The organism is Romboutsia lituseburensis (genome assembly GCF_024723825.1).
Taxonomy (GTDB): Bacteria; Bacillota; Clostridia; order Peptostreptococcales; family Peptostreptococcaceae; genus Romboutsia_F; species Romboutsia_F lituseburensis_A.
In genome coordinates, this window is sequence record NZ_JANQBQ010000001.1 from 2788385 (window position 1) to 2810262 (window position 21878).

General features: G+C 27.2%; 19 protein-coding genes and 2 other annotated features. Of the genes, 16 read left to right on the forward strand and 3 right to left on the reverse strand.

Annotated features, from left to right (window positions below; genetic code table 11):
* Positions 1-27: 27 nt before the first annotated feature.
* Positions 28-1332 carry a hypothetical protein gene (locus NWE74_RS13655; RefSeq protein ID WP_258243545.1) on the forward strand — a complete coding sequence of 435 codons (1305 nt, stop codon included), beginning with the start codon at positions 28-30 and terminating at the stop codon, positions 1330-1332.
* A gap of 170 nt (positions 1333-1502) precedes the next feature.
* Here NWE74_RS13655 and NWE74_RS13660 read toward each other — a convergent pair whose 3' ends face one another.
* Positions 1503-1661: a hypothetical protein gene (locus NWE74_RS13660; protein WP_258243546.1), complete on the reverse strand. Its 159-nt coding sequence runs from the start codon at positions 1659-1661 to the stop codon at positions 1503-1505.
* A 436-nt stretch (positions 1662-2097) separates the two neighbouring features.
* Here NWE74_RS13660 and NWE74_RS13665 point away from each other — a divergent pair, with 436 nt between their 5' ends.
* The 15 genes from NWE74_RS13665 (at position 2098) to NWE74_RS13735 (ending at position 19110) form a co-directional block, all read left to right on the forward strand.
* Positions 2098-2724, forward strand: a complete 627-nt coding sequence (locus tag NWE74_RS13665) for an IS607 family transposase (protein WP_258243547.1) — start codon at positions 2098-2100, stop codon at positions 2722-2724.
* The gene (locus NWE74_RS13670) at positions 2696-3859 is read left to right on the forward strand and encodes a transposase (RefSeq protein WP_334304168.1); all 1164 of its coding nucleotides are present in this window, start codon (positions 2696-2698) and stop codon (positions 3857-3859) included. The genes NWE74_RS13665 and NWE74_RS13670 overlap by 29 nt, the downstream gene beginning before the upstream one ends.
* A gap of 521 nt (positions 3860-4380) precedes the next feature.
* Positions 4381-4597: a binding site (T-box leader), on the forward strand.
* Positions 4598-4708: 111 nt separating this feature from the next.
* Positions 4709-5905 carry an argininosuccinate synthase gene (locus NWE74_RS13675; RefSeq protein WP_258244463.1) on the forward strand — a complete coding sequence of 399 codons (1197 nt, stop codon included), beginning with the start codon at positions 4709-4711 and terminating at the stop codon, positions 5903-5905.
* Positions 5906-5972: 67 nt separating this feature from the next.
* Positions 5973-6184: a binding site (T-box leader), on the forward strand.
* A 60-nt stretch (positions 6185-6244) separates the two neighbouring features.
* The gene (argH, locus tag NWE74_RS13680; RefSeq protein WP_258243549.1) at positions 6245-7561 is read left to right on the forward strand and encodes an argininosuccinate lyase; all 1317 of its coding nucleotides are present in this window, start codon (positions 6245-6247) and stop codon (positions 7559-7561) included.
* A 269-nt stretch (positions 7562-7830) separates the two neighbouring features.
* A complete protein-coding gene (locus NWE74_RS13685; RefSeq protein WP_258243550.1) occupies positions 7831-7956 on the forward strand; it encodes a hypothetical protein in 126 nt (41 codons plus the stop codon).
* An 855-nt stretch (positions 7957-8811) separates the two neighbouring features.
* Positions 8812-10416 carry a nickel ABC transporter substrate-binding protein gene (gene nikA, locus NWE74_RS13690; RefSeq protein WP_258243551.1) on the forward strand — a complete coding sequence of 535 codons (1605 nt, stop codon included), beginning with the start codon at positions 8812-8814 and terminating at the stop codon, positions 10414-10416.
* A 106-nt stretch (positions 10417-10522) separates the two neighbouring features.
* Complete coding sequence (gene nikB, locus NWE74_RS13695; protein ID WP_258243552.1) at positions 10523-11455, forward strand: nickel ABC transporter permease; 933 nt, start codon at positions 10523-10525, stop codon at positions 11453-11455.
* A 4-nt stretch (positions 11456-11459) separates the two neighbouring features.
* Complete coding sequence (gene nikC / locus NWE74_RS13700; RefSeq protein WP_258243553.1) at positions 11460-12293, forward strand: nickel transporter permease; 834 nt, start codon at positions 11460-11462, stop codon at positions 12291-12293.
* Between the two features lie 32 nt (positions 12294-12325).
* Entirely contained in the window at positions 12326-13315 is a 990-nt protein-coding gene (locus tag NWE74_RS13705; protein ID WP_258243554.1) for an ABC transporter ATP-binding protein, read from the forward strand.
* Entirely contained in the window at positions 13302-14222 is a 921-nt protein-coding gene (locus tag NWE74_RS13710; RefSeq protein ID WP_258243555.1) for an ABC transporter ATP-binding protein, read from the forward strand. The genes NWE74_RS13705 and NWE74_RS13710 overlap by 14 nt, the downstream gene beginning before the upstream one ends.
* A 595-nt stretch (positions 14223-14817) precedes the next feature.
* The gene (locus tag NWE74_RS13715; protein ID WP_258243556.1) at positions 14818-15825 is read left to right on the forward strand and encodes a helix-turn-helix transcriptional regulator; all 1008 of its coding nucleotides are present in this window, start codon (positions 14818-14820) and stop codon (positions 15823-15825) included.
* A 108-nt stretch (positions 15826-15933) separates the two neighbouring features.
* A complete protein-coding gene (locus NWE74_RS13720; protein WP_258243557.1) occupies positions 15934-16179 on the forward strand; it encodes a hypothetical protein in 246 nt (81 codons plus the stop codon).
* Positions 16180-16387: 208 nt separating this feature from the next.
* A complete protein-coding gene (locus tag NWE74_RS13725; protein ID WP_258243558.1) occupies positions 16388-17350 on the forward strand; it encodes an SHOCT domain-containing protein in 963 nt (320 codons plus the stop codon).
* A gap of 241 nt (positions 17351-17591) precedes the next feature.
* Positions 17592-17780: a hypothetical protein gene (locus tag NWE74_RS13730; protein WP_258243559.1), complete on the forward strand. Its 189-nt coding sequence runs from the start codon at positions 17592-17594 to the stop codon at positions 17778-17780.
* Positions 17781-17988: 208 nt separating this feature from the next.
* Positions 17989-19110, forward strand: a complete 1122-nt coding sequence (locus tag NWE74_RS13735) for a serine hydrolase domain-containing protein (protein ID WP_258243560.1) — start codon at positions 17989-17991, stop codon at positions 19108-19110.
* Between the two features lie 67 nt (positions 19111-19177).
* Here NWE74_RS13735 and NWE74_RS13740 read toward each other — a convergent pair whose 3' ends face one another.
* Together NWE74_RS13740 and NWE74_RS13745 are read right to left on the reverse strand one after the other, a co-directional pair.
* Complete coding sequence (locus tag NWE74_RS13740; RefSeq protein ID WP_258243561.1) at positions 19178-20014, reverse strand: MerR family DNA-binding transcriptional regulator; 837 nt, start codon at positions 20012-20014, stop codon at positions 19178-19180.
* Between the two features lie 87 nt (positions 20015-20101).
* A complete protein-coding gene (locus tag NWE74_RS13745) occupies positions 20102-21469 on the reverse strand; it encodes an MATE family efflux transporter (protein WP_258243562.1) in 1368 nt (455 codons plus the stop codon).
* Positions 21470-21878 lie beyond the last annotated feature (409 nt).

Here is a 21878-nt window from a genome sequence, read left to right on the forward strand (position 1 = left end):
TTAATAAAATAAATTAGAGGAGTAAGTATGAAAAAAATATACCTAATAATAATAACGATATTAGTATTATTTCAGATATCTGGTTGCACAGATACAAGTATACCAGAAGCGATAGAGGGATATATAAACGATATAGAGGTGGTTAATCAAACTGTAAAAGAAAAACATCCAAACCCATTTACATTTGTCAGTCAAGAAGAATGGGATAAAAATATCAAAGAGCTAAAAGAAAATGCCAATAGAATGAGCAAAGAAGAAATAAATCTAAAATTAAAAGACATAGTTGCAGATATAACAGATGCACATACCAATTACTATTTTCAATTATCGAAGAAAGATAAAATTTATCCACTATATATGAAATGGTTTGAAGAAGACCTGAGAATATTGGGAACATTTAAAGAAGATGAGGATATATTAGGATATAAAATTTTAGGTATTAACGGAACTGAAATATATAAAGTTATTGAATTACTTTCTAGTTTATATGGATACGACAATGATGTAAGTAAAAAGCTATTTTCCGCTTCATATCTAATTGTACATACTTATTTAGATTATATAGGGGTAGCAGAGGGGAATACAATTACATTAAATCTAGAAGATAATAATGGAAATAAAATAAATAAGAAAATAAAGTCAATCTCATCACAAGGCGAATATCTAGATAAAGAACGTATATATTACCCTGATAAATTTAAAAATAGAAATATACCTATATCAGAGCAGAAACCTGAAGGATCTAGAGAGGGTTATTGGTATAAATTTGTAGAAAAAGATAATTTATTATTTATTTCATACAAAGCATGTATAGATGAGGACTTTACTGGATTTAAAAATGAAGTGATAAAAATTTTAAAAGATAATTACGAAAATATTGATAGCATTGTATTTGACTTGAGAGATAATGGAGGAGGAAATTCAGTATATCTACAAAGTTTGATAGATACAATTAAGATTGTTGATAGAGAAGATAAAATGAAAGTATATACATTTATTAATAATGGAACATTTTCATCTGGTGCTTTAGGAACTATAAACTTAGCTGATAGGTTAGATTCTACAACAATAGGAAGTAATACAGGTGTAATTAAATATAGTTATGGCGATATTAAGGAAATAGAACTACCAAATCTAGATGCATACTTAGGATATTCACACAAAACTTTTAATTATGAAACATTAGTCATTAAAGAAGATACATTGAAGTTATTCAAGGAGACTGAAGATTTAAAAAGTACTTTAGGACCTAATGTGTATATTGAAGAAACTTTTGAGGATTATGAAAATGGAATAGATGAATGCTATGAGTATGTAATAAATCAACAATAATTAAGTTATCTATATTAAAAAATATGTCTTAATACGATAGTTAAATTAAATAACTATGCTTAATAAAAACAGTTTAAATAAATAGTAAATGTGTTATAATAATATTATTAAAAAGAAAAAAGGACTACAATCTATTGGGAAGTAGAGTGTATGTTCCATAAAAGTAAATTTTATTTGCGGAACTTGATTTTTATATCAAGCTCGAAGACACTCTTACTTTTGGTCGGGCAAGAGTGTCTTTTTAATTTATCAGATATGTAACTAGCAACTATACTTGAAGGTATACCTACTAGAAAACTAATAATTATATTAAAAAGAAAATTGTCCATACTTCCACCTCCTTCCTATTTGGAAGTAGGTTAAAGCCCTAGTATGTGAACAACACTCTGATAGATTGTAGTCTATTTGAGATTATAACATAATGTTAAGTATAAATATACATTGAAATTATAAAAATAATTAAATAGATAATCGTGGGTATTATTCTTGTGAATCGTCTCCACCATTGAAATCCACGAAAACCATATTGATTAAAATCAGTATAGTTTTTTATTTTTAAATTTAGCTAGAATAAATAAACTAAAAGGCTAATCTTACTCCTTAGTAAGATTAGTCTTTTTATTGTAAGTTTAACGTTATGGTTTTAAAACTACATATAAAGTAAAGTATATACATAATAAAAAAGGAGTTATATTTAGTTAATTAAAATATATGCAAATATAATCAATTATAGTACAATGTAATCATAGAGAGGTTGTGATTGCATTGAGTAAACATTATAAACCAAAGGAGTTTGCAGAATTATTAAATGTATCTGTTATAACTCTACAACGTTGGGATAACGATAATAAATTAAAAGCATTTAGAAGTCCTACAAATAGAAGATACTATACTTATGAACAATATCTCGAATATAAGGGTATTCACAAAGAAGAAAGTGATAGAAAAACCGTTATTTACACAAGAGTTTCAACTTCTAATCAAAAAGATTATTTAAAAAATCAAGTGGAATTTCTTAGACAATATGCTAATGCAAAAGGCATAATAGTGGATGAAGTTATTGAGGACTTTGGAAGTGGATTAAACTATAATCGAAAAAAATGGAATAAGCTAATTGATAGTTGTATGACTAATGAAGTAAATACAATTATAGTAACTCATAAAGATAGGTTTATTCGATTTGGTTATGAATGGTTTGAAAGATTTTTAGCTAAGTTTAATGTAAATATTATAGTAGTTAATAATGAAAGCCTTTCACCACAAGAAGAATTAGTTCAAGATATAATTTCAATACTTCATATATTTAGTTGTCGCATATATGGTTTAAGAAAGTACAAAAAGAAGATTAGAGAGGATGAAGAAGTTGAAAAGAGCATACAAGATAGAGATTAATCCTACACAAGAACAAAAATCTAAAATACATCAAACTATTGGTGTGTCGAGATTTATATATAACTTTTATATAGCTCATAACAAGGAAGTTTATGAGAAGGAAGGTAAGTTTATTAGTGGTATAGATTTTTCTAAGTGGTTAAACAATGAATATATCCCTAACAATCAAGACATGAAATGGATTAAAGAAGTATCCTCTAAGGCTACTAAACAAGCTATTATGAATGGAGATAAAACATTTAAAGACTTTTTCAAGAAAACCAAAGGCTTTCCTAAGTTTAAGAAAAAGAAAAATCAAGATGTAAAGGCTTATTTTCCTAAGAACAACAAAACTGATTGGACAATTGAAAGACATAGAGTTAAAGTGCCTACTCTTGGCTGGATAAGGCTTAAAGAGTTTGGATATATATCAACTAATTCGGTAGTTAAAAGTGGCACAGTAAGTCAAAAATCTGATAGATACTATTTGTCTATATTAGTTGAAGAAATTGAGACAGAAGTTACTAAACCTATAAATGAAGGTATAGGTATTGACGTTGGATTAAAAGATTTTGCTATATTAAGCACTGGAGATGTATATAAAAACATAAATAAAACTTCTATTGTAAAAAAAGTAGAAAAGAAATTAAAAAGAGAACAAAGAAAACTTTCAAGGAAATATGAGAGTTTAAAAATAAGAAAAAAAAATATAAAAGAAGGGATAGCTACTCGTCAAAATATCCAAAAGCAAGTAGTTAAAGTACAGAAACTTCATCAAAGATTAGCTAATATAAGAACTGATTATATTAATAAAACTATAAATGAGATAGTGAAAAACAAACCATCGTATATAGTTATAGAAGATTTAGCAGTTTCTAATTTGATGAAGAATAAGCATTTATCTAAAGCTATTGCAAATCAAAAGTTCTTTGAATTTAGAACTAAATTAACATCTAAGTCTAAGCAAAATAATATAGAACTTAGAGTAGTTGATAGGTTTTACCCTTCAAGCAAAACTTGTAGTAGTTGCGGAGATATTAAGAAGGATTTAAAACTATCAGATAGAGTTTATAAGTGTTCTTGTGGACTTGTAATAGATAGGGATTTAAACGCAACCTATAATCTTAAAAATGCTAAAAAATATAAGATTGCTTAACTAAAACAAGTACTTATATATGTACGGAGGGCTAACTTCGGAATTTAAGTCTTTGGAGAGCCACATCAAATCGTAGTAGCTTAGGCAAGGCGAGGTTCGTTGAAGAAGAAAAAATCTCAATATGGATATATTTGACCATATTTTGAGTAGCAGATTATAAAAGTTAGAAAAATATAGATCTTTGAAAAGGACTCTAAAACAGGGTCAATCAATTGCTAAATCTTATATTTATTGATTATAGTCAAAATTATTTAAATAATTATGTACTTGAATATATTTAGAGATACCAATATTAAATTAATCATAGTAAAATGAATGGCTTGAACAAATCTTGGTGCCAATTTGTATGAAAAACGTAGGTTGCATTAAAGGATGTATAAAATCTTAAAAATTTATTAAAAAGATAAAGTTCAAAAAATAACTAGTAACTTAATAAATGCTTTCTTTAATGTGAAATATTTCTAAAAAATATATTGACATAAATCTAAATGTTATGCTACTATTGTTTAAAATTAAATATTTAAAATTCAGTGAAGAAGAGAGTAGTTTAAATGTATTTTATAGAGAGCTAAGGATGGTGGAAGCTTAGCAAAGAAGTTTAAATGAAGAGAGCTTTGGAGAAGGCTATTTGAACATTTTATTTATTAGTAAAGTAGTTGGATTAATCTACCTTAAAGATACAAGATGATAAGTTTTACTTATTAAATAGAGTGGTACCGCGATAAATTCGCCTCTTAGTGTTTTGCTAAGAGGCTTTTTTTATACCAAAATTTATAAGAAGTATAGATTATTTAGGCCTAATTAAAATATACCTTCTAAAACCATATTAGGAGGAAATGTAAAATGAAAATCAAAGAAAAAGTTATACTAGCATATTCTGGCGGACTGGATACGTCAATAATAATACCTTGGTTAAAAGAAAATTACGACATAGATGTAATAGCAGTATGTGCAAATGTAGGTCAAGAGGAAGACATGGATGAAATCTATGAAAAAGCTTTAAAAAGTGGTGCAAGTAAAGCTTATGTAGAAGATTTAAGCGAAGAATTTGTAACACAAGCAATATTTAAAGCTATAAAGGCAGAGGTAAAATATGAAAATAAATATTTACTTGGAACATCTTTAGCTCGACCTATAATTGCTAAAAAATTAGTTGAAATAGCTCATAAAGAAAATGCAAAATATATATGCCATGGTTGTACAGGAAAAGGAAATGATCAAGTAAGATTTGAAGCATCAATATTATCCCTTGATCCAAGTATAGAAATTATAGCTCCATGGAGATTATGGGATATAAAATCTAGAGAAGATGCAATAGACTATGCTAATGAAAATAATATAGAAGTTGCAGTAACAAAAGAAAAAATTTACTCCGTAGATGCAAACTTATTCCATATATCAACAGAGGGTGGAGATATAGAGGATTTAAAAAATGAGCATAAAGAAGATTTAGTATATAAAAAGTGTATGCCAATTGAGAAGGCACCTGATGTATCAGAATATGTGGAGATTTATTTCGAAAAAGGAGAACCAAAGAAAGTAAATAATGAGGAACTTTCTCCTGTAGAAATAATCAAGACATTAAATGATATAGGTGCAAAGCATGGTATAGGAGTTGTAGATATCTTAGAAAATAGATTAGTAGGAATGAAATCAAGAGGAGTATATGAAACTCCAGGTGGTACGATACTTTATGAAGCACATAATATATTAGAAAGTGCTACTCTAGATAAAGACACATTACATTATAAGCAAGTAATGGCTCACAAGTATTCAGAACTTATATATAACGGAATGTGGTTTAGCAAATTAAAAGAATCAATAGATGCTTTTATAGAAGAAACTCAAGAAAATATAACAGGAACTGTAAAAGTAAAGCTATACAAAGGTAATATAAAACCTGCAGGTATATTTACAGAAAATGCATTATATGATGAATCTATATCTTCATTTGGAGATAGTGAATTATATGATCATAAAGATGCAGGTGGATTTATAAATTTATTTACACTTCCTTTAAAAATAAAAGCATTACAAAACCAATAAGTATAGATAAAATGATATATTAACTATTTAAAATATCATTCATAAAATGAAGTTTAATTAAATAAATATAAATTCTATGAAAAAGAGAGTAGATATAAATTAAGTTTCAGCGAGCTAGAGTTGGTGTGAGTCTAGTAACAATATTTATATTGAAGAGAGCTTTGGAGAATAATACCTGAATTAGTAGTATGGTATTAGGAATATCTCGCCTTAAGAGAATAAAGTGGATAAGTATAACTTATCAATTAGAGTGGTAACGCGGAAAATTTCGTCTCTTGGTTTTATAACCAGGGGACTTTTTTATTTAATAAATATAAAATATATTGCGAGGTGAAGCTAATGAAGCTATGGGGTGGACGTTTTAGAAAAGAAGAAAATAAGCTTATGGAAGAATTTAACAAATCATTTGATTACGACAAAATATTATATAAAAAAGATATAGAAGGAAGTATTGCTCATGTATATATGCAAGTAAAGTGTAGGCTTTTAACGGAAGAAGAAGGCATAGCTATAACTAATGGGTTAATAGAAATTCATCAAGATATAGATAATAAAAAATTATTATTAGAAGGTAACTATGAAGATATACATAGTTTTATAGAAGTAAACTTGATTAAAAGAATTGGTGAAGTTGGAAAAAAACTACATACAGCTCGTAGCAGAAATGATCAAGTAGCAACAGATATGAGATTATTTGCTAAAGAAAGTACTATAGAAATAATAGATTTAATAAAAAGCTTTAAGAAAACTTTAAAAGAAGTTGCTTATAAAAATTGTGTAATTATGCCAGGATATACTCATTTGCAAAGAGCTCAAGTTGTAACATTTAAACATCACTTAATGGCTTATTATAGCATGTTTGATAGAGACGAAAAAAGACTTACTAACGCTTTAGAAATATTAGATGAATGTCCTTTAGGATGTTGTGCATTAGCAGGAACTACTCATAATATTGATAGAGAAATCACTAAAGAAAAATTAGGATTCAGTAGAATTGTAGAAAACTATATGGATGGAGTAAGTGATAGAGATTATTTACTTGAGCTTATGAGTGATTTTTCTATAATAATGATGCATTTAAGTAGATTAAGTGAAGAACTTATATTATGGAGTAGTCAAGAATTTAAATTTATAGAAATAGATGATTTATATACAACAGGTAGCAGTATAATGCCACAAAAGAAAAATCCTGATGGTGCTGAATTAATAAGAGGAAAAACAGGTCGTGTTTATGGGAGTTTATTCGGATTATTTACTACTATGAAAGGATTACCACTTGCTTATAACAAAGATATGCAAGAAGATAAAGAAGGTTTCTTTGATAGTATAAATACTATACAAATGTGTATTTCTATTATGGAAAGAATGATTGCTACTTTAAAAGTAAATGAAGAAAATATGAAAAAAGCTGTTAAGCATGGTTTTTTAAATGCTACAGAAGTTGCGGATTATTTAGTTAAAAAAGGAGTTGCATTTAGAGATGCTCATGGCATTGTTGGATGTATCGTTATTTATTGCGAGGACAATAACAAAGCTATCGAAGATTTAGAACTATATGAATTTTTAAAGTTTAGTAATGTATTTGAAAAAGATATCTATGATTTTATAGATTATGAAAATATATTAAACAAAGGAACTAAAAATAATTTATTATAAATAACCTGTATTTTTAAGACTTAAATTTTAAGAGTTACAACATGAAGATTTAATATATAATACACTATATAATTAAAGAAAATTAGACAAAGTATAAAGAGGTTGAAACATAATGAAAAATATTGTACATTTTGAAAATGTAGAAGGCTCGGAGTAAAGTCTATAATAAAAATTTGCTTGGAGCCGTATTTAATACAGAGACGGCTAATGTATCCATAATAGATCTTGCTCGACTATATACAAATAAAAAGTAGATAGGAGCAAACATTGTGAAATATGCAAATGCAAATGAGATACTACCATTAAATATAGTAGAGCTGTTACAAGAATATATTTATGGTAAATATTTATATATACCAAGAAAAAATAATAATAAAAAATCTTGCAGTATATAAGGATAATAAAAAATCAGTAGAGTTTTATATTAATAGAGGATTTGAAATAGTAAAAGAACAAGTAAAGGAAGAGTCAGTATATAATGAAAAAAACTTTTAAGTATATATATTGAATTTATTGTTTATTTTTATTTCTAATATAATATAAGTATAAAAAGAAATTACAACCTAGTACAATAGAGTGTAATTTCTATTGTATTTTAGTATAAATTAGATAAGTATCTCAATAAATATTCAATGGTGGGTATAATTCTTGTGAATCGTCTCCACCATTTAAATCCACGAAAAACACATTGGTAAATTATCAATGTGTTTTTTAATATTAAAGAAAAATTATAAGGGAGAATTATTAGAATGAGTATGAAGGAACAATATGTAAGAATCCTTAGCAAGTAGGAGAAACGTATAGAGTTGCAATTGAGTCAAAAACTATTCTAAAGCAGTGTCAATAGGAAAAATTAGAGACTTTTTATCTGTTCTATCAGATATAGGCGATATAAAAGGAATATTTTCATTAGGATGGACTATATATAATTTTAAATAATCCAAATAAGTATTATTTAAATAATATAAAATAAATTATTAACTGTGAGTGATATTAGGTATTATTGAAAATATAAAGTATAATGTTATAATGATAAAAAAATGAAGAAGAATTAGAAAGATTTCACATAAAAGTAATTTTAAAATTAAATTATTAACTTAACGTATTGATTTATTATAAAATATTTAATATACTTAAATTAATAAGATATATATACAGAAAATACCATGAAGGTAGAAATTTCTACATGAAGTAGAATAATATTTTTGTGGTATTTTTTGTTATGCAAAAATATATTAAGGGGGTATATCATGATAAGGGGTATTAGAAAGAAACTTAGTTTATTTTTAATAGTAAGCTTAATGACAGCGAGCATGATTGGATGCAGTTCATCAACTAGTGAGGGAGATAAAGAGGGCAAAAAAAATGATATGCTAGTAATAGCAACGGCTAATGACATTGGAGACTTAAATGCACATGGATATAGTCCTATGTATGGTCAAAATTTTTTGTATGAAGGCTTAACTACTTTTGAAGAAGGGGAAGTAAAGCCTGCATTAGCAGAAAAATGGGATATTTCAGAAGATGGTAAAGAATACACTTTCTATTTACGAAAAAATGTAAAATTTACTGATGGTTCACAACTTAATGCTAAAGTAGTTAAGAAGAATTTTGATGCATTTTTAAAAAATAAAGATGCGCATTCTTTCTTGGAGTCAGTTAATTTAATGGAATCTGTAGAGGTGGTAGAGGATCATACAGTAAAAATAAAGTATAAAGAGTCATATTATCCAGTTTTACAAGAACTTGCTTTATCTAGACCAGTTCGCATAATGGCTGAGGCATCATTTCCAGATGATGGAGATACATCTGAAAAAATAAAAAAGCCAATAGGTACAGGTATGTGGAAGCTAAAAGAATATAAAGCAGGAGAGTATGCTATTCTTGAGAGAAATGAAGATTATTGGGGAGAAAAAACAAAGTTTAAGGAAGTTAAAATGGTAGTTACTCCAGATGGTGACACTGCAGTAAATGCTCTAAAAGCTGGAGAAGTTAATATGATATTTGACGTTGAAAGTAGGCTATCACCAGATGCATTTAATGAGTTGAAATCAAGTGGGTTTAAAACTCAAGTTTCACAGCCTTTAAGTACAGTTTCTTTAATCGTAAATGCTACTAATGGAGCTACAAAAGATTTAAAAGTGAGAAAAGCATTACAACACGGAGTAGATAAAGAAGTTATTTCAAAGCATGTATTTTATGGATTGCAAGAACCGGCAGACACATTATTTGATAAAAATGTTCCTTATTGTGATATCAATTTAGTAAAATATGAATATGACCTAGAAAAAGCAGGAAAAATGCTTGATGAAGCTGGTTGGAAACTAGAAGAAGGTAAAGAGTATAGATCTAAAGATGGAAAAGAACTAGAATTAGGTTTTTATTATGATGGGGATAATGTCATATACAAATCTTTAGGAGAAGTACTACAAAGTGAATATAAAAAGATGGGTGTAAAGATAAACTTAGAATCTCAAGAAAGACAAGCTTTAATTGATAAGACTAAGAGTGGCGATTTTGACATAACTATAACTGAAACATGGGGGGATCCATATGATCCACATACATTAGTAGCTTCTATGAAAAATGAGGGGTATGCAGATTATCAAGCTCAAAAGGGACTTCCTATGAAGAAAGAATTAGATGAAAAAATAGGTAAAGTTATAGTTGAAAATGATGAAAATACTAGACAAGATATATATACTGATATACTAACAACATTACATAATCAAGCAGTATACTTACCAATTTCTAAGACTACAAGATTGGTTGCATGCGATAAAGATTTAACCGGAATAAAGTTTAATACACTTTACTACATACCAATTGAAGAAGTTACTAGAGAGTCTAAATAAGATAGATACATAGTTAGATTAAAGTATAAATAAACTTAAGCTCTAGTTATAGTAAATTAATACTAGAGTTTAAGTTTATTGTAATTATAAGACAGGGGGACTTATAATGAAGAAATATGTTTTAAAAAGGCTGATTACATTAGTACCCATACTGATTGGAATCTCAGTAGTAGCATTTCTTTTAGTTAGGATTATGCCAGGAGATGCAGCAACAGCATATTTAACTAATGCAAATATTCCTGTAACTGAAAAAAACATACAAATAGCAATAAAAAACCTAGGATTAGATAAACCAATAATAGTTCAATACTTTGATTGGATAAAAAACGTACTACAATTTAATTTAGGAACATCATATATATCTAAAAACTTAGTATCTCAAGAGTTATTATCAGGTCTAAAATATACTATGATGTTAGCAGTTACATCATTATTGTGGATATTTGTTATTAGTATTCCACTAGGTATGTACTCAGCAACTCACCCAGGTAAAAGAGTAGATAATCTAAGTCGTATATTTGCATTTATTGGTTCGTCCATGCCTGCATTTTGGCTAGGATTTTTATTGGTACAATTCTTTTCAATAAAATTAGGCATATTACCAGTGGCAGGAGCTGAGAAATTATCAAATATTATATTACCATCAATAACACTAGCTTTTGGATATGTTCCAACTTACTCAAGAATATTACGAAATAGCTTACTAGAAAATATGAAGTCACCATCAGTCACTTATGCTAGGGCAAGAGGAATAAGTGAAAGAAAGATATTATTTAATAATGTTTTAAGAAATTCTTTGATACCAATAATAACTTCTCTAGGAATGAATTTTGGAGGAATGTTATCAGGAAGTGTAATAGTTGAGAACGTTTTCTCATGGCCGGGTCTTGGACGTGTAATAGTCGGGTCAATTTCACAAAGAGATTATCCTATGATTCAAGGATACATAATACTTATGGCAGTAATATTTATTTTGAGTAATCTTTTAGCTGACTTAGCATGTGCAAGCATTGATTCAAGAATAAGATTGGAAGGATAGATTTATGAATATAAAAGAAATTACACAGAATCTATTAAAACACAAGTTAACACTATTATGTTTTGTTTTTATAATTATAGTAATAATAACAGGAATTTTTGCACCAATTATAGCACCACATGATCCTTTGGAAATGGAGCTTACAAAAAAATTTATGCCTATATCGATAGAATATCCTATGGGTACTGATAATATGGGTAGGTGTATATTTTCTAGAATAGTTCATGGTACTAGACCAACCATTGGATTTTCTTTAATTGCATGTGCAGTATCATCAACTTTTGGAATATTTATAGGAATGTTATCCGGATTTAAAGGTGGGAAAATAGATATGATAATTATGAGATTATGTGATGTATTATACTCTTTTCCGAGTTTAGTTTTAACCTTAGTAATAGTAAGTTTCTTAGGACCGGGTATAAAAAATATTATCATAGCTATGATTTCTGTACAATGGATTTGGTATGCAAGAGTATCAAGAAATTTGACAATAAGGGAGAGAGAGCTAAGTTATGTAGATTGTAGCAAATTAGTTGGATCATCAAACATAAAAATTTTAATTAAATCTATTTTGCCAAATATTTTTCCACAGGTGTTGGCTATAATAACAATTGATTTTGGGCACACAATATTAGCAGTATCAGGATTTTCTTTTTTAGGACTTGGAGTTAAGGCACCTCTGCCAGAGTGGGGGATGATGATAAATGATGGACGTTCATTTATGCATAGTAACCCAATGCTAATGTTTTGGCCAGGTATTATGATTTTACTTGTAGTTTTAAGTACAAATATAATAGGAGATAAATTAAGAGATACTTTAGAAGAGGTAGTTAGTTAGTAAATATTAATTTTATAGGGGGAATTTTAAACATGGGAGATAATTCAGTTTTAAAAATTGATAATTTAAAAATTGAATTAATTCATAAAAATCAAAAGCTAATAGCAGTGAAGGATGTAAGCTTTGACTTAGACCCGGGAAAGACGATAGGAATTATAGGAGAAAGTGGTAGTGGTAAGTCTATTACATGTTCTGCAATACTAGGACTTTTAGAAGATAAAAAATGGATTATAAATGGAGATATTTACTTTGGAGAAACACCAATTCCTTATAGAAGTAATAAAGATATGAATAAATTTAGGGGAAAGCATATTGCACTAATAACACAAAATCCAATGAGTGCATTTGATCCTATTAGAACTATAAGATATCATTTTATAGAAACACTTACTACTCATAAAAATATGTCTAAAAAAGATATTGAAAAAAAAGCCATATATATTCTTAATAAGATGAAAATTCAAAATCCTAAAAATGTATTAGATAGTTATTCTTTTGAGCTAAGTGGTGGTATGCTACAGCGTATAATGATAGCAATAGCAATTGCACTTGAGCCAGAAGTATTAATTGCTGATGAGCCAACTACAGCTCTTGATTTAACAGTTCAATACGAAATAATAAAAATACTTTCTAAAATGCAAAAGGATTTAGGTACTTCAATAATTCTAGTATCCCACGATTTAGGAGTAATATCAGAATTAGCAGATGAAGTACTAGTAATGTATGGCGGAAGTATAGTAGAAAAAGCACCCATAAATGAAATTATGACCAATCCAAAACATCCATACACAAAAGGATTAATATCATCTAGACCTAATTTTTCTAAAGAAAGATTAGCTATATTAGATGGAACACCACCAAACTTATTTGAAAGAAGAGGTGGATGTGAATTTTATAATAGATGTAATAGAAAAAATGAAAAATGTAAAAATAACATAATCTCTAATATTAAAGTAAATCAAAATCACGAGGTAAGATGTATTCATTTTGAGGAGGGGGCATATAGTTGTGGAACTGCTTAATATAAATGAAGTAAAAAAAGTATATAAACTAAAAAATAAAGAGAAATTATATGCAGTTGATGGAGTTAGTTTAAATATTAAAAAAGGTAATTGTGTAGGACTAGTAGGAGAAAGTGGATGTGGAAAGAGCACTTTAGGCAAAATGATATTAGGAATAGAAGATAGTACAGATGGAAGTATAGTTTTTAAAGGTAAAAAAGTACAGGATATTAAAAGAAGAGATTTACTTAGAAAAGAATTACAAATGGTTTTTCAAGATAGTCTAGCAGCAGTAAATAGAAGAAGTACAGTACTAGAAATTATAGGAGAACCACTAAGTAATTTTTACAAATTATCAAAAGAAGATACAAAAAAAAGAGTAGAAGAGCTTCTAGAAAAAGTTGGAATGAATAGAAGTGATAAAAATAAATTTCCACACCAATTTAGCGGAGGTCAGTTACAACGTATATGTATAGCAAGGGCATTGGCATCGAGTCCTAGTCTATTAGTTCTTGATGAACCTTTAAGCAGCCTAGATATTTCAATACAAGCACAAATTCTAAATTTATTATCAGATCTTAAGAAGGATTTAGATTTAACTTATATTTTGATATCTCATGATTTAGAAGCAGTGTATTATCTATCAGATTCAATAGTCGTTATGTATAAGGGAAAGATTATGGAGCATATAGAAGATATAAAAGATTTTTATGAAATGAAGCATCCTTATACTAGAAGGCTATTAGCATCATCATATCAATATAGAAGTAAAGTTGATGATGTTATGGAAGAAGTTAATAACTGTGAGAGTATAGATGGATGTCCTTATTTCAATAGGTGCATAAATTCTAGAGATATTTGCAAAGAAAATTCTCCAAAACTTGTTGAAGTATCTGAGGGGCACAAAATTGCGTGTCATTATGCATAATAATTAATTAAAAAACTTTGTGAAGAAATTTATATTATTGGAGATGGAAGTTTAAAGATTATTAGTGAAAAATAGATACAAAGAAAAGAAGATAGATGTAAGAGGGTGCTTTTTATATGACTTAATAAATCATTTATAAGCACTCTCTTTTAATTATCTAATTATTGTGTATGTCATATAGGATACATATATAGCAAGTAAAACGAAACCTTGCTTTTTAACAATAGATAAGTGTTTTTTATTTTAGCATATATGTAATTAGTACTTAGACCAATACAGACAGAGCTAAGAGACCCTACAATAAAATTCATAATTATTTCCATATAGATGACACCTCCTTCCTAATTAAGGTAGGAACTAGGGCTATATAAAACCACCACTCATAGACTGTAGTTTCTTCTGTTGTATTATATAATAGAGTAGTAAATACTTATAAAGATTTATTCAGTATTTAGAACTTACACATTAGTGAATTAATCGTGGATATTATTTCTGCGATTCATGAAAAATGTACTCACTAAATAGTCAATACATTTTTTAGAGAATTATTATACCATTTTACTTTAAATAATCTAAAACTAAGGAAAGGAATCAAATGAACAAAACAAACAACAATGTAAAATTTTATACATTCATAAAAATATTAAGCAAATATTCTGATGAAAATGTATCATTATCAACGAGTGATATTAACACTTTTATGAAGGAATATATTGGTGCAGAGATAGATAGAAGAACAATATACAGATACATAAATGATATGGATGAATTAGGATTCCATATAAGTAGATATGATAATGAAGATAAAGGGTACAAGCTTATTGGACATAGATTAGAAGAGTATGAAATTAAAATAATTGCAGATGCAATAGCATCAAGTAGATTTATAACAAAAAAGAAAACAGAAGAATTGATAGATAAGATATTAAAGTTTAGAGCAATATATAGTAAAAGAGATGTAGATAGGACTATATTTATTGATAGTAGATGTAAATCAATAAATGAAGAAATTTTTATAAATGTAGATAAAATTAATAGAGCAATAATAAATAAAAAGAAAATAACATTTAATTATTATGATTACAATTATAAGAAAAAACTTTTACCTCGGTTAGATAATGAAAGCAAAGTTAAATTATACAAAGTAAATCCTGTATCAATAATATTAAAAAATGAAAATTATTATCTTATTTTATTTGGGGATAAACACAGCAATTTATCAAATTATAGAATAGATAGAATGAAAAATATAAAAATTATTGATGAAGATTTAAAAAATATAGATTGTATAGATGAATGCAAATATGGATTCAACCCAGTTATATATTCTAAAAAAAGTTTTAAAATGTTCCCAGGGATAGAATCAGAAGTTACTATAAAGTTTAATAAAAAACTATTAAATTTTATGATAGATTCATTTGGGGAGGATATTATTATTAATATCAATGATGTTGATAGCTATAGTGGGCGATTTATGGCGAATATAGGTGAGGGCCTTGTTAGATGGGTATTACAGTTAGGTTCTGATGGTGTCGTAGTAAAACCAGAATACTTAATAAATTTAGTGAAAGAAGAGATAGTAAAATTAAATAATATATATTAGTTATAGACTATGTGTACTAATTTATGTACATATAGTCTATTTATTTTATGTTTATGCAGATATAAAATAGATGTAAAGTTTATGCATGGTAGGAGGCTTAAGAAGGAAATGATATTTGGAGTATTAGTAATAATTTTAGCTACAATAATATTTTTTTTAATAAATTCAATATTAGATATAACATACTTTGGATGTGGAGCTATAGGCACTATGTTGTTTGGATGTTTTATAGCATCATATGCTATTTTAGGGTGTTTAGGAGGGATAGTTTTAGGGTTGTTAAAATGGATAGTAATAGGCGGAGTTATTATCTTTATAATAGGGTTAATAGCTAGTAAAAATGATAAATTGTAGTTCTTAGCTACCGTATAAGTTACAGTATATTTTTGTAAATAATAATATGAAAAGGTGGTTAAATAAGAGTTTTTTTAGTTTAGAGGGTTTATATTACCAATAGTTGTATATCAAAATATTTGATAAAAATTCAAAATTCGACAAAAAAATAATGGTAGATATTGTAATATTAAAGAAAAGTAAGTATTTATGAAAAGAGGTATTTTATATGAGCAATGTATCAGTGGAAAGTAATAATCAATTTGATGTAATATTGTTAAATGCATTAAAAGTTCCGGGAGTTAAAGTTGATAGGGATAAGTTTCTTAATAACTTATTGAGTGATAGTATAAAAGATAAAGAAATAGTGAGGTTAGCTATAGATAAGAACACTATAGATGCAGGAATAGATGCACATACATTAAATAAAATAGCAAAATCACTGATAAGTAAAAGAACTACACAAACAACAACAGCATCTTTTGCAGCGGGGATACCTGGAGGTTTAGCTATGGCAGCTACTATACCAATGGACACGTTACAATTTTTTGGAACTGCACTTAGACTGGCACAAGAGCTAGCTTATTTATATGGATATGAAGATTTATGGAAAGGCAATGAAATAGATGATGAAAAGGTAAAGGGTGAATTAACATTATTCTTAGGTGTTATGTTTGGGGTAGGAGGATCAGCTTCTGCATTAAGATTAGTTTCAAGTAATTTATCAAAACAAGCATTAAAAAAATTACCACAGAAGGCTTTAACAAAGACATTTTATTATCCTATAATAAAGAAAACAGCATCTATAATAGGGATTAAAGTTACTAAAGATAGTTTCGCAAAGAGTGTATCAAAGGCAATTCCTATATTAGGAGGAGTTGTTTCAGGTGGAATAACATATGCATCTATGAAGCCTATGGGAAATAGATTAAATAAGGTTTTAAATGAGTCTATTACAAATTATACTGATAAAGACTTAGAGAGAGACTTGAGGGATATAGAAAATGAAATTGTTGATGTCGATTATAAAGAGGTTGATATAGAAGATATAGCGATAACTACAGAATATACACAAGAAAGTAGCAATTCATTTAGTGTTGCAGATGAACTTTTAAAATTTAAAGAACTTTTAGATGCAGGATTAATAACAAGAGAAGAGTTTGATATGAAAAAAGAAGAATTGATGAAATAATCAAATAATATATGGGGTATTATAAAGAGTACTTAAATGAAGTATTATATAAATTAAAAATAAGTATGCATGATAGTGGAATAAGGCCAATTTTATTTGCAGGTACAGGAATAAGTAGACGATATAAAGAAGGTATTTAAATACATAAAGAAGAATACATATATAAACTAGGTTAGCAAGTTATGCATTAATAGAGTGACGTTAGATAAATAATTTTAAAATCTAAGGGAGATTAAAAATAATGAAAACTTTAAAACTAGACAACGATCAAATAAGCTTAATAAAAAAATCAATAAATAAATACAGCAAGGAAATAGAAAATGAATACTTAAGATTAGTAAATACATCAATTACACCAGAACAAAGGAAAGAGCATACACAAGAGAGAGCATTAATTGATGGATTAGTTGCCAAACTAGATAAAAAATAATAGTGATAGTAACTTAGAAAAAAATTTATAAATCATTAAAATCTATGAAAGCATATTGATAATTAAAATTTATCAATGTGCTTTTTTATTTAAGTAAATAATGAAAACATAAAAATTATATTTGACATTGAAGCTACTTCACCCTATACAATTTTAGTTGTACTAGAAATTTCAATTAACATTATTTTGAATAGAAAGGAATATTTCAATGATAAATGTAATACCTAAAAAAATTAAACTTCTGTATAATTCTTTATCAGCTTTTAAAAGAGATAATCTTGCTAATAGTTTTCAAACAATGTATCAGATTCAACCATCTAAAAGAATTAATAAAGGGTCAGAGGTATTTTATTTTGAAAAAGAATTAGAATCATTACCTAAAAAATTTAAATTTAAAGAAGAAAAAATTAGTACCGACAAATTTATAGAGGAAACAAATACTACAGGTATAATAGTCATTTCTAATGACAAAATAAAGTATGAAAATTACTTTTTAGGAGCGAATGAAAATACATTATTGTCATCAAACTCAGTTTGTAAATCATTTGTATCTGCATTACTTGGAATAGCAATAAGTGAAGGATATATAAATAGCGTAAATGAACCTATAGGAAACTATGTACCAGAGTTAAAAAATACTGAACTAGAAAAAATATCTATAAAAGATTGTTTACAAATGTCATCAGGGATTGATTTTGATGAAGATACTGATATGAGTAAAATGTCGATCTCTATGTTACTTGGAAAACCAGCTATTAAATATATATCAAAATTAAAATTAGAAATTCAACCTGGAACATTAAGAAAATACTCAAGTATCAATACAGAAATAATAGGTGAAGTTATAACCAATGCTACTGGTTGTAGTTTAAGTGATTATCTAGAAAATAAAATATGGAAGCGCATAGGTGTAGAAAATGATGCGTATTGGACTTTAAGTAATAATAAAGAGCTTGCAATGGGAGGATTAAGTATATCGTTAAGGGATTATGCACGTTTCGCTAAGATATATCTAAATAATGGTAAGTTTAATAATGAGCAGATTATACCTTCTAAATGGATTGAAGAATCAATAGATATAAGAGAATATCATTTAAGACCAGGTGTAAATAATGATTCATATAATACTTTTGGATATGGTTACAAATGGTGGATACCAGAAGGGAATGAGAAAGAATTTATGGCTATAGGTATATATAGTCAGTGGATATATATCAATCTAAGTAAAAATGTTATTATTGTAAAAACAAGTGCACATCCTGGATTTATGGACAAAGATCATGAGCTAAAGACACTTGCTTTATTTAGATCTATTGTAGGTAACTTATAATTCAATTAAAATATAGGTATATCTCAAAATAGGGATATACCCATATATATAGTGTAAGATTTAATGTTTATCTACTAACATTTAAACTTATATTAACAAAATAGGTTACATCATCAGTTTTCTTAGGTAAATAAAATTCATATGTTACATAAGCACTATTATTTTTAGGACAATTAAAATATTTATTAAGAGATAATATATACTCATTTATTTCTTTAACAGTACCATAAAAATTAACAGAAACATATTTTCCATACATTCTTAATTTTAGAGAATCTAAATATTCCTTATTTAAATATTTTTCTAGTAAGTTAATATTTCTAGAGTTTTCTTTTATAAATAAAACATTTTCGTCTTCACGTACACTGTTATTTTCAACAATAGTATATAAATAAATATAAGTATCATTTATTTCTTCATTTAAATACGATAATTCTTTTTCTAATGAAAGTGTATCGATAGGAGAAATATTTGAACTTAATAATTTTTTTATATCTAGAGCATAAAGTGTATAGTTTTTATCCGATATTTCTAAATTATCAAAATTATACTCATTTTGAAAACTAGTTACAATATCTAAAACTTTTTTACTTTCATTCAGATTATATTCTAGATGCTCAAGTTCTTTCTTTTTTACTTGAAGAATTTCTTCTTGCTTTAAGACTAAGTCTTTGTACTTGTTTAAATCTTCACTTTCTATAGTGTCTTTGATATCTGCCAAAGATATACCTAAAAGCTTTATTCCCAGAATTAAACTTAATTTTTCTAAATGCTTAAACAAATAATATCTATATCCATTTTGAGAATTAACTTCAGGTTTTAAAATTCCTATTTTGTCATAGTATCTAAGTGTTTCTTTACTTATATTGAAAATTTTACTAACTTCGCCTATTGAAAGTTTCATATATATCACTCCCTCACAAAAACATTACAAGAGACATCGATATATAATAAATGATGGCTCCTGTAATATAATTACCTATAATTTATATTAATATTTTGTATTGGCATATTCTAAGTCTTTTATATTAGCATGGGTAGATGGTAATCTATATTTATTCATTAAATATAAAGATATAATGAAGGTTAATAGCTCAGCAAAAGGAACTGTAAGCCAAATTCCATGTATACCTATAAGCTTAGGTAAAATAATAATCCCGATTAGTATGAATATTAATCCTCTGTTTAAAGCTATTATTATAGACTCTTTAGCATAACCTATAGCTGTGAAATATGATGAATATATTATACTAAAACCATTAAAAATAAATGAAAATGCATATAATTTAGACCCAGTTTTAGCTAATTCACCTACAAATTCATCTGAACCAACAAACATATTGATTAAATTATCACTAAAAAAGAATAATACTATAAATGTAGCAAAGCAAACTACAGAAGACACATATAGTGATAATTTTACGATAGACTTAACTCGGCCAAACTCTTTTGCACCATAGTTATAGCTTATTATAGAGGTTATACCATCAGCAATTCCAAACACTGTTAACATTCCAAACTGAGCAATATAGTTAATACTTGTAAAAGCAGCAACGCCTGATTCGCCAGCAATTTTCATAAATGCATTATTAAATAAGTATGCAGATACAACAGTTGCAAGAGCAGACATAGCTTCAGATGAACCGTTATAAATAACAGGAAATATAGTACTTTTTTTAAATTTACCTATAAATAAATTTATAATATTTTCCTTTTTTAACATAGGTGGTAGAACTACTATAAACACAGACGAATAAGATAGTCCAGTAGCTAGAGCCGCACCAGCTATACCTAACTGTAGTTTTTTTATTAATATATAGTTTAGAGTAATATTTACTATTAAACTTACAATCATACCCTTAAAGTATAAATCTGGTTTTTCAACAAGTCTATTTGTAAAGCCAATCAAAAAACCTAAACACATTGGTAATATACATACTGAGATTGTTTTTATATATATTGAAACATCATGTATTAAAATATCATTAGAGCCTAGTGTTAAACCAATATTTTCACTAAATACAACACCTAAAAAAGAGAAAAATATAGCACCTAAGCTTAATAATATAAATGATGTTTTAAATATGTCCTGGGCTAGTTTTTCTTTGCCTTCGCCTAAGCTTCTTCCCATAAAACTTAAAGAACCAACACTTATAAGCATTGAAAATCCTATGACAAACTGTATATATGGACCACCTATACTAACGCTAGCCATAGCATTTGGACCTATAAGATTACCTAAAAATAAACCATCTATAACTGTTTGCATGCCTGCTACTACCATTGCTATAATAGCTGGCACGGAGAACTTTACAAATAGACTTGAGATTCTACCTTGTTTTAATATGTTTTCTTGCATACCAATACCTCCATAATCAAATTATAATTAGAAGTATAAAGGGTGAAGTAACTTCAAGGTCAATAGATAATTGAACAATAAAAAATACTATGAATAAGTTTACTAATAATATAGCTAATCCACTATATATAACTAATCATCAAGCTATAAGTTATATAATAATTTTATACATGGATACGAAGATGTGAAGCTACATGGCTAAATTTGATAGCATGATGAGTCTATTATGGATATTAAATTGAGATAAAAAAGTCACAGTATCAGGAGTTTATTCGATAGAATTTACATTTTAAGTATTATTGTTAAATAAAATAAATGCTACGTATACAATATATAAATTAAGTAAATATCCTATAAATACATTTGACAAAAAACTTTAATAAGATTAAAATTCTAACCTATACAATTA

Excerpts from the sequence above, each read along its gene's own strand:
- NWE74_RS13655 (WP_258243545.1), top strand. The coding sequence starts at position 28 with ATGAAAAAAATATACCTAATAATAATAACGATATTAGTATTATTTCAG.
- NWE74_RS13660 (WP_258243546.1), bottom strand. The coding sequence starts at position 1,661 with ATGGACAATTTTCTTTTTAATATAATTATTAGTTTTCTAGTAGGTATA.
- argH (WP_258243549.1), top strand. The coding sequence starts at position 6,245 with ATGAAGCTATGGGGTGGACGTTTTAGAAAAGAAGAAAATAAGCTTATG.
- nikA (WP_258243551.1), top strand. The coding sequence starts at position 8,812 with ATGATAAGGGGTATTAGAAAGAAACTTAGTTTATTTTTAATAGTAAGC.
- nikB (WP_258243552.1), top strand. The coding sequence starts at position 10,523 with ATGAAGAAATATGTTTTAAAAAGGCTGATTACATTAGTACCCATACTG.
- nikC (WP_258243553.1), top strand. The coding sequence starts at position 11,460 with ATGAATATAAAAGAAATTACACAGAATCTATTAAAACACAAGTTAACA.
- NWE74_RS13705 (WP_258243554.1), top strand. The coding sequence starts at position 12,326 with ATGGGAGATAATTCAGTTTTAAAAATTGATAATTTAAAAATTGAATTA.
- NWE74_RS13715 (WP_258243556.1), top strand. The coding sequence starts at position 14,818 with ATGAACAAAACAAACAACAATGTAAAATTTTATACATTCATAAAAATA.
- NWE74_RS13720 (WP_258243557.1), top strand. The coding sequence starts at position 15,934 with ATGATATTTGGAGTATTAGTAATAATTTTAGCTACAATAATATTTTTT.
- NWE74_RS13725 (WP_258243558.1), top strand. The coding sequence starts at position 16,388 with ATGAGCAATGTATCAGTGGAAAGTAATAATCAATTTGATGTAATATTG.
- NWE74_RS13730 (WP_258243559.1), top strand. The coding sequence starts at position 17,592 with ATGAAAACTTTAAAACTAGACAACGATCAAATAAGCTTAATAAAAAAA.
- NWE74_RS13735 (WP_258243560.1), top strand. The coding sequence starts at position 17,989 with ATGATAAATGTAATACCTAAAAAAATTAAACTTCTGTATAATTCTTTA.
- NWE74_RS13740 (WP_258243561.1), bottom strand. The coding sequence starts at position 20,014 with ATGAAACTTTCAATAGGCGAAGTTAGTAAAATTTTCAATATAAGTAAA.
- NWE74_RS13745 (WP_258243562.1), bottom strand. The coding sequence starts at position 21,469 with ATGCAAGAAAACATATTAAAACAAGGTAGAATCTCAAGTCTATTTGTA.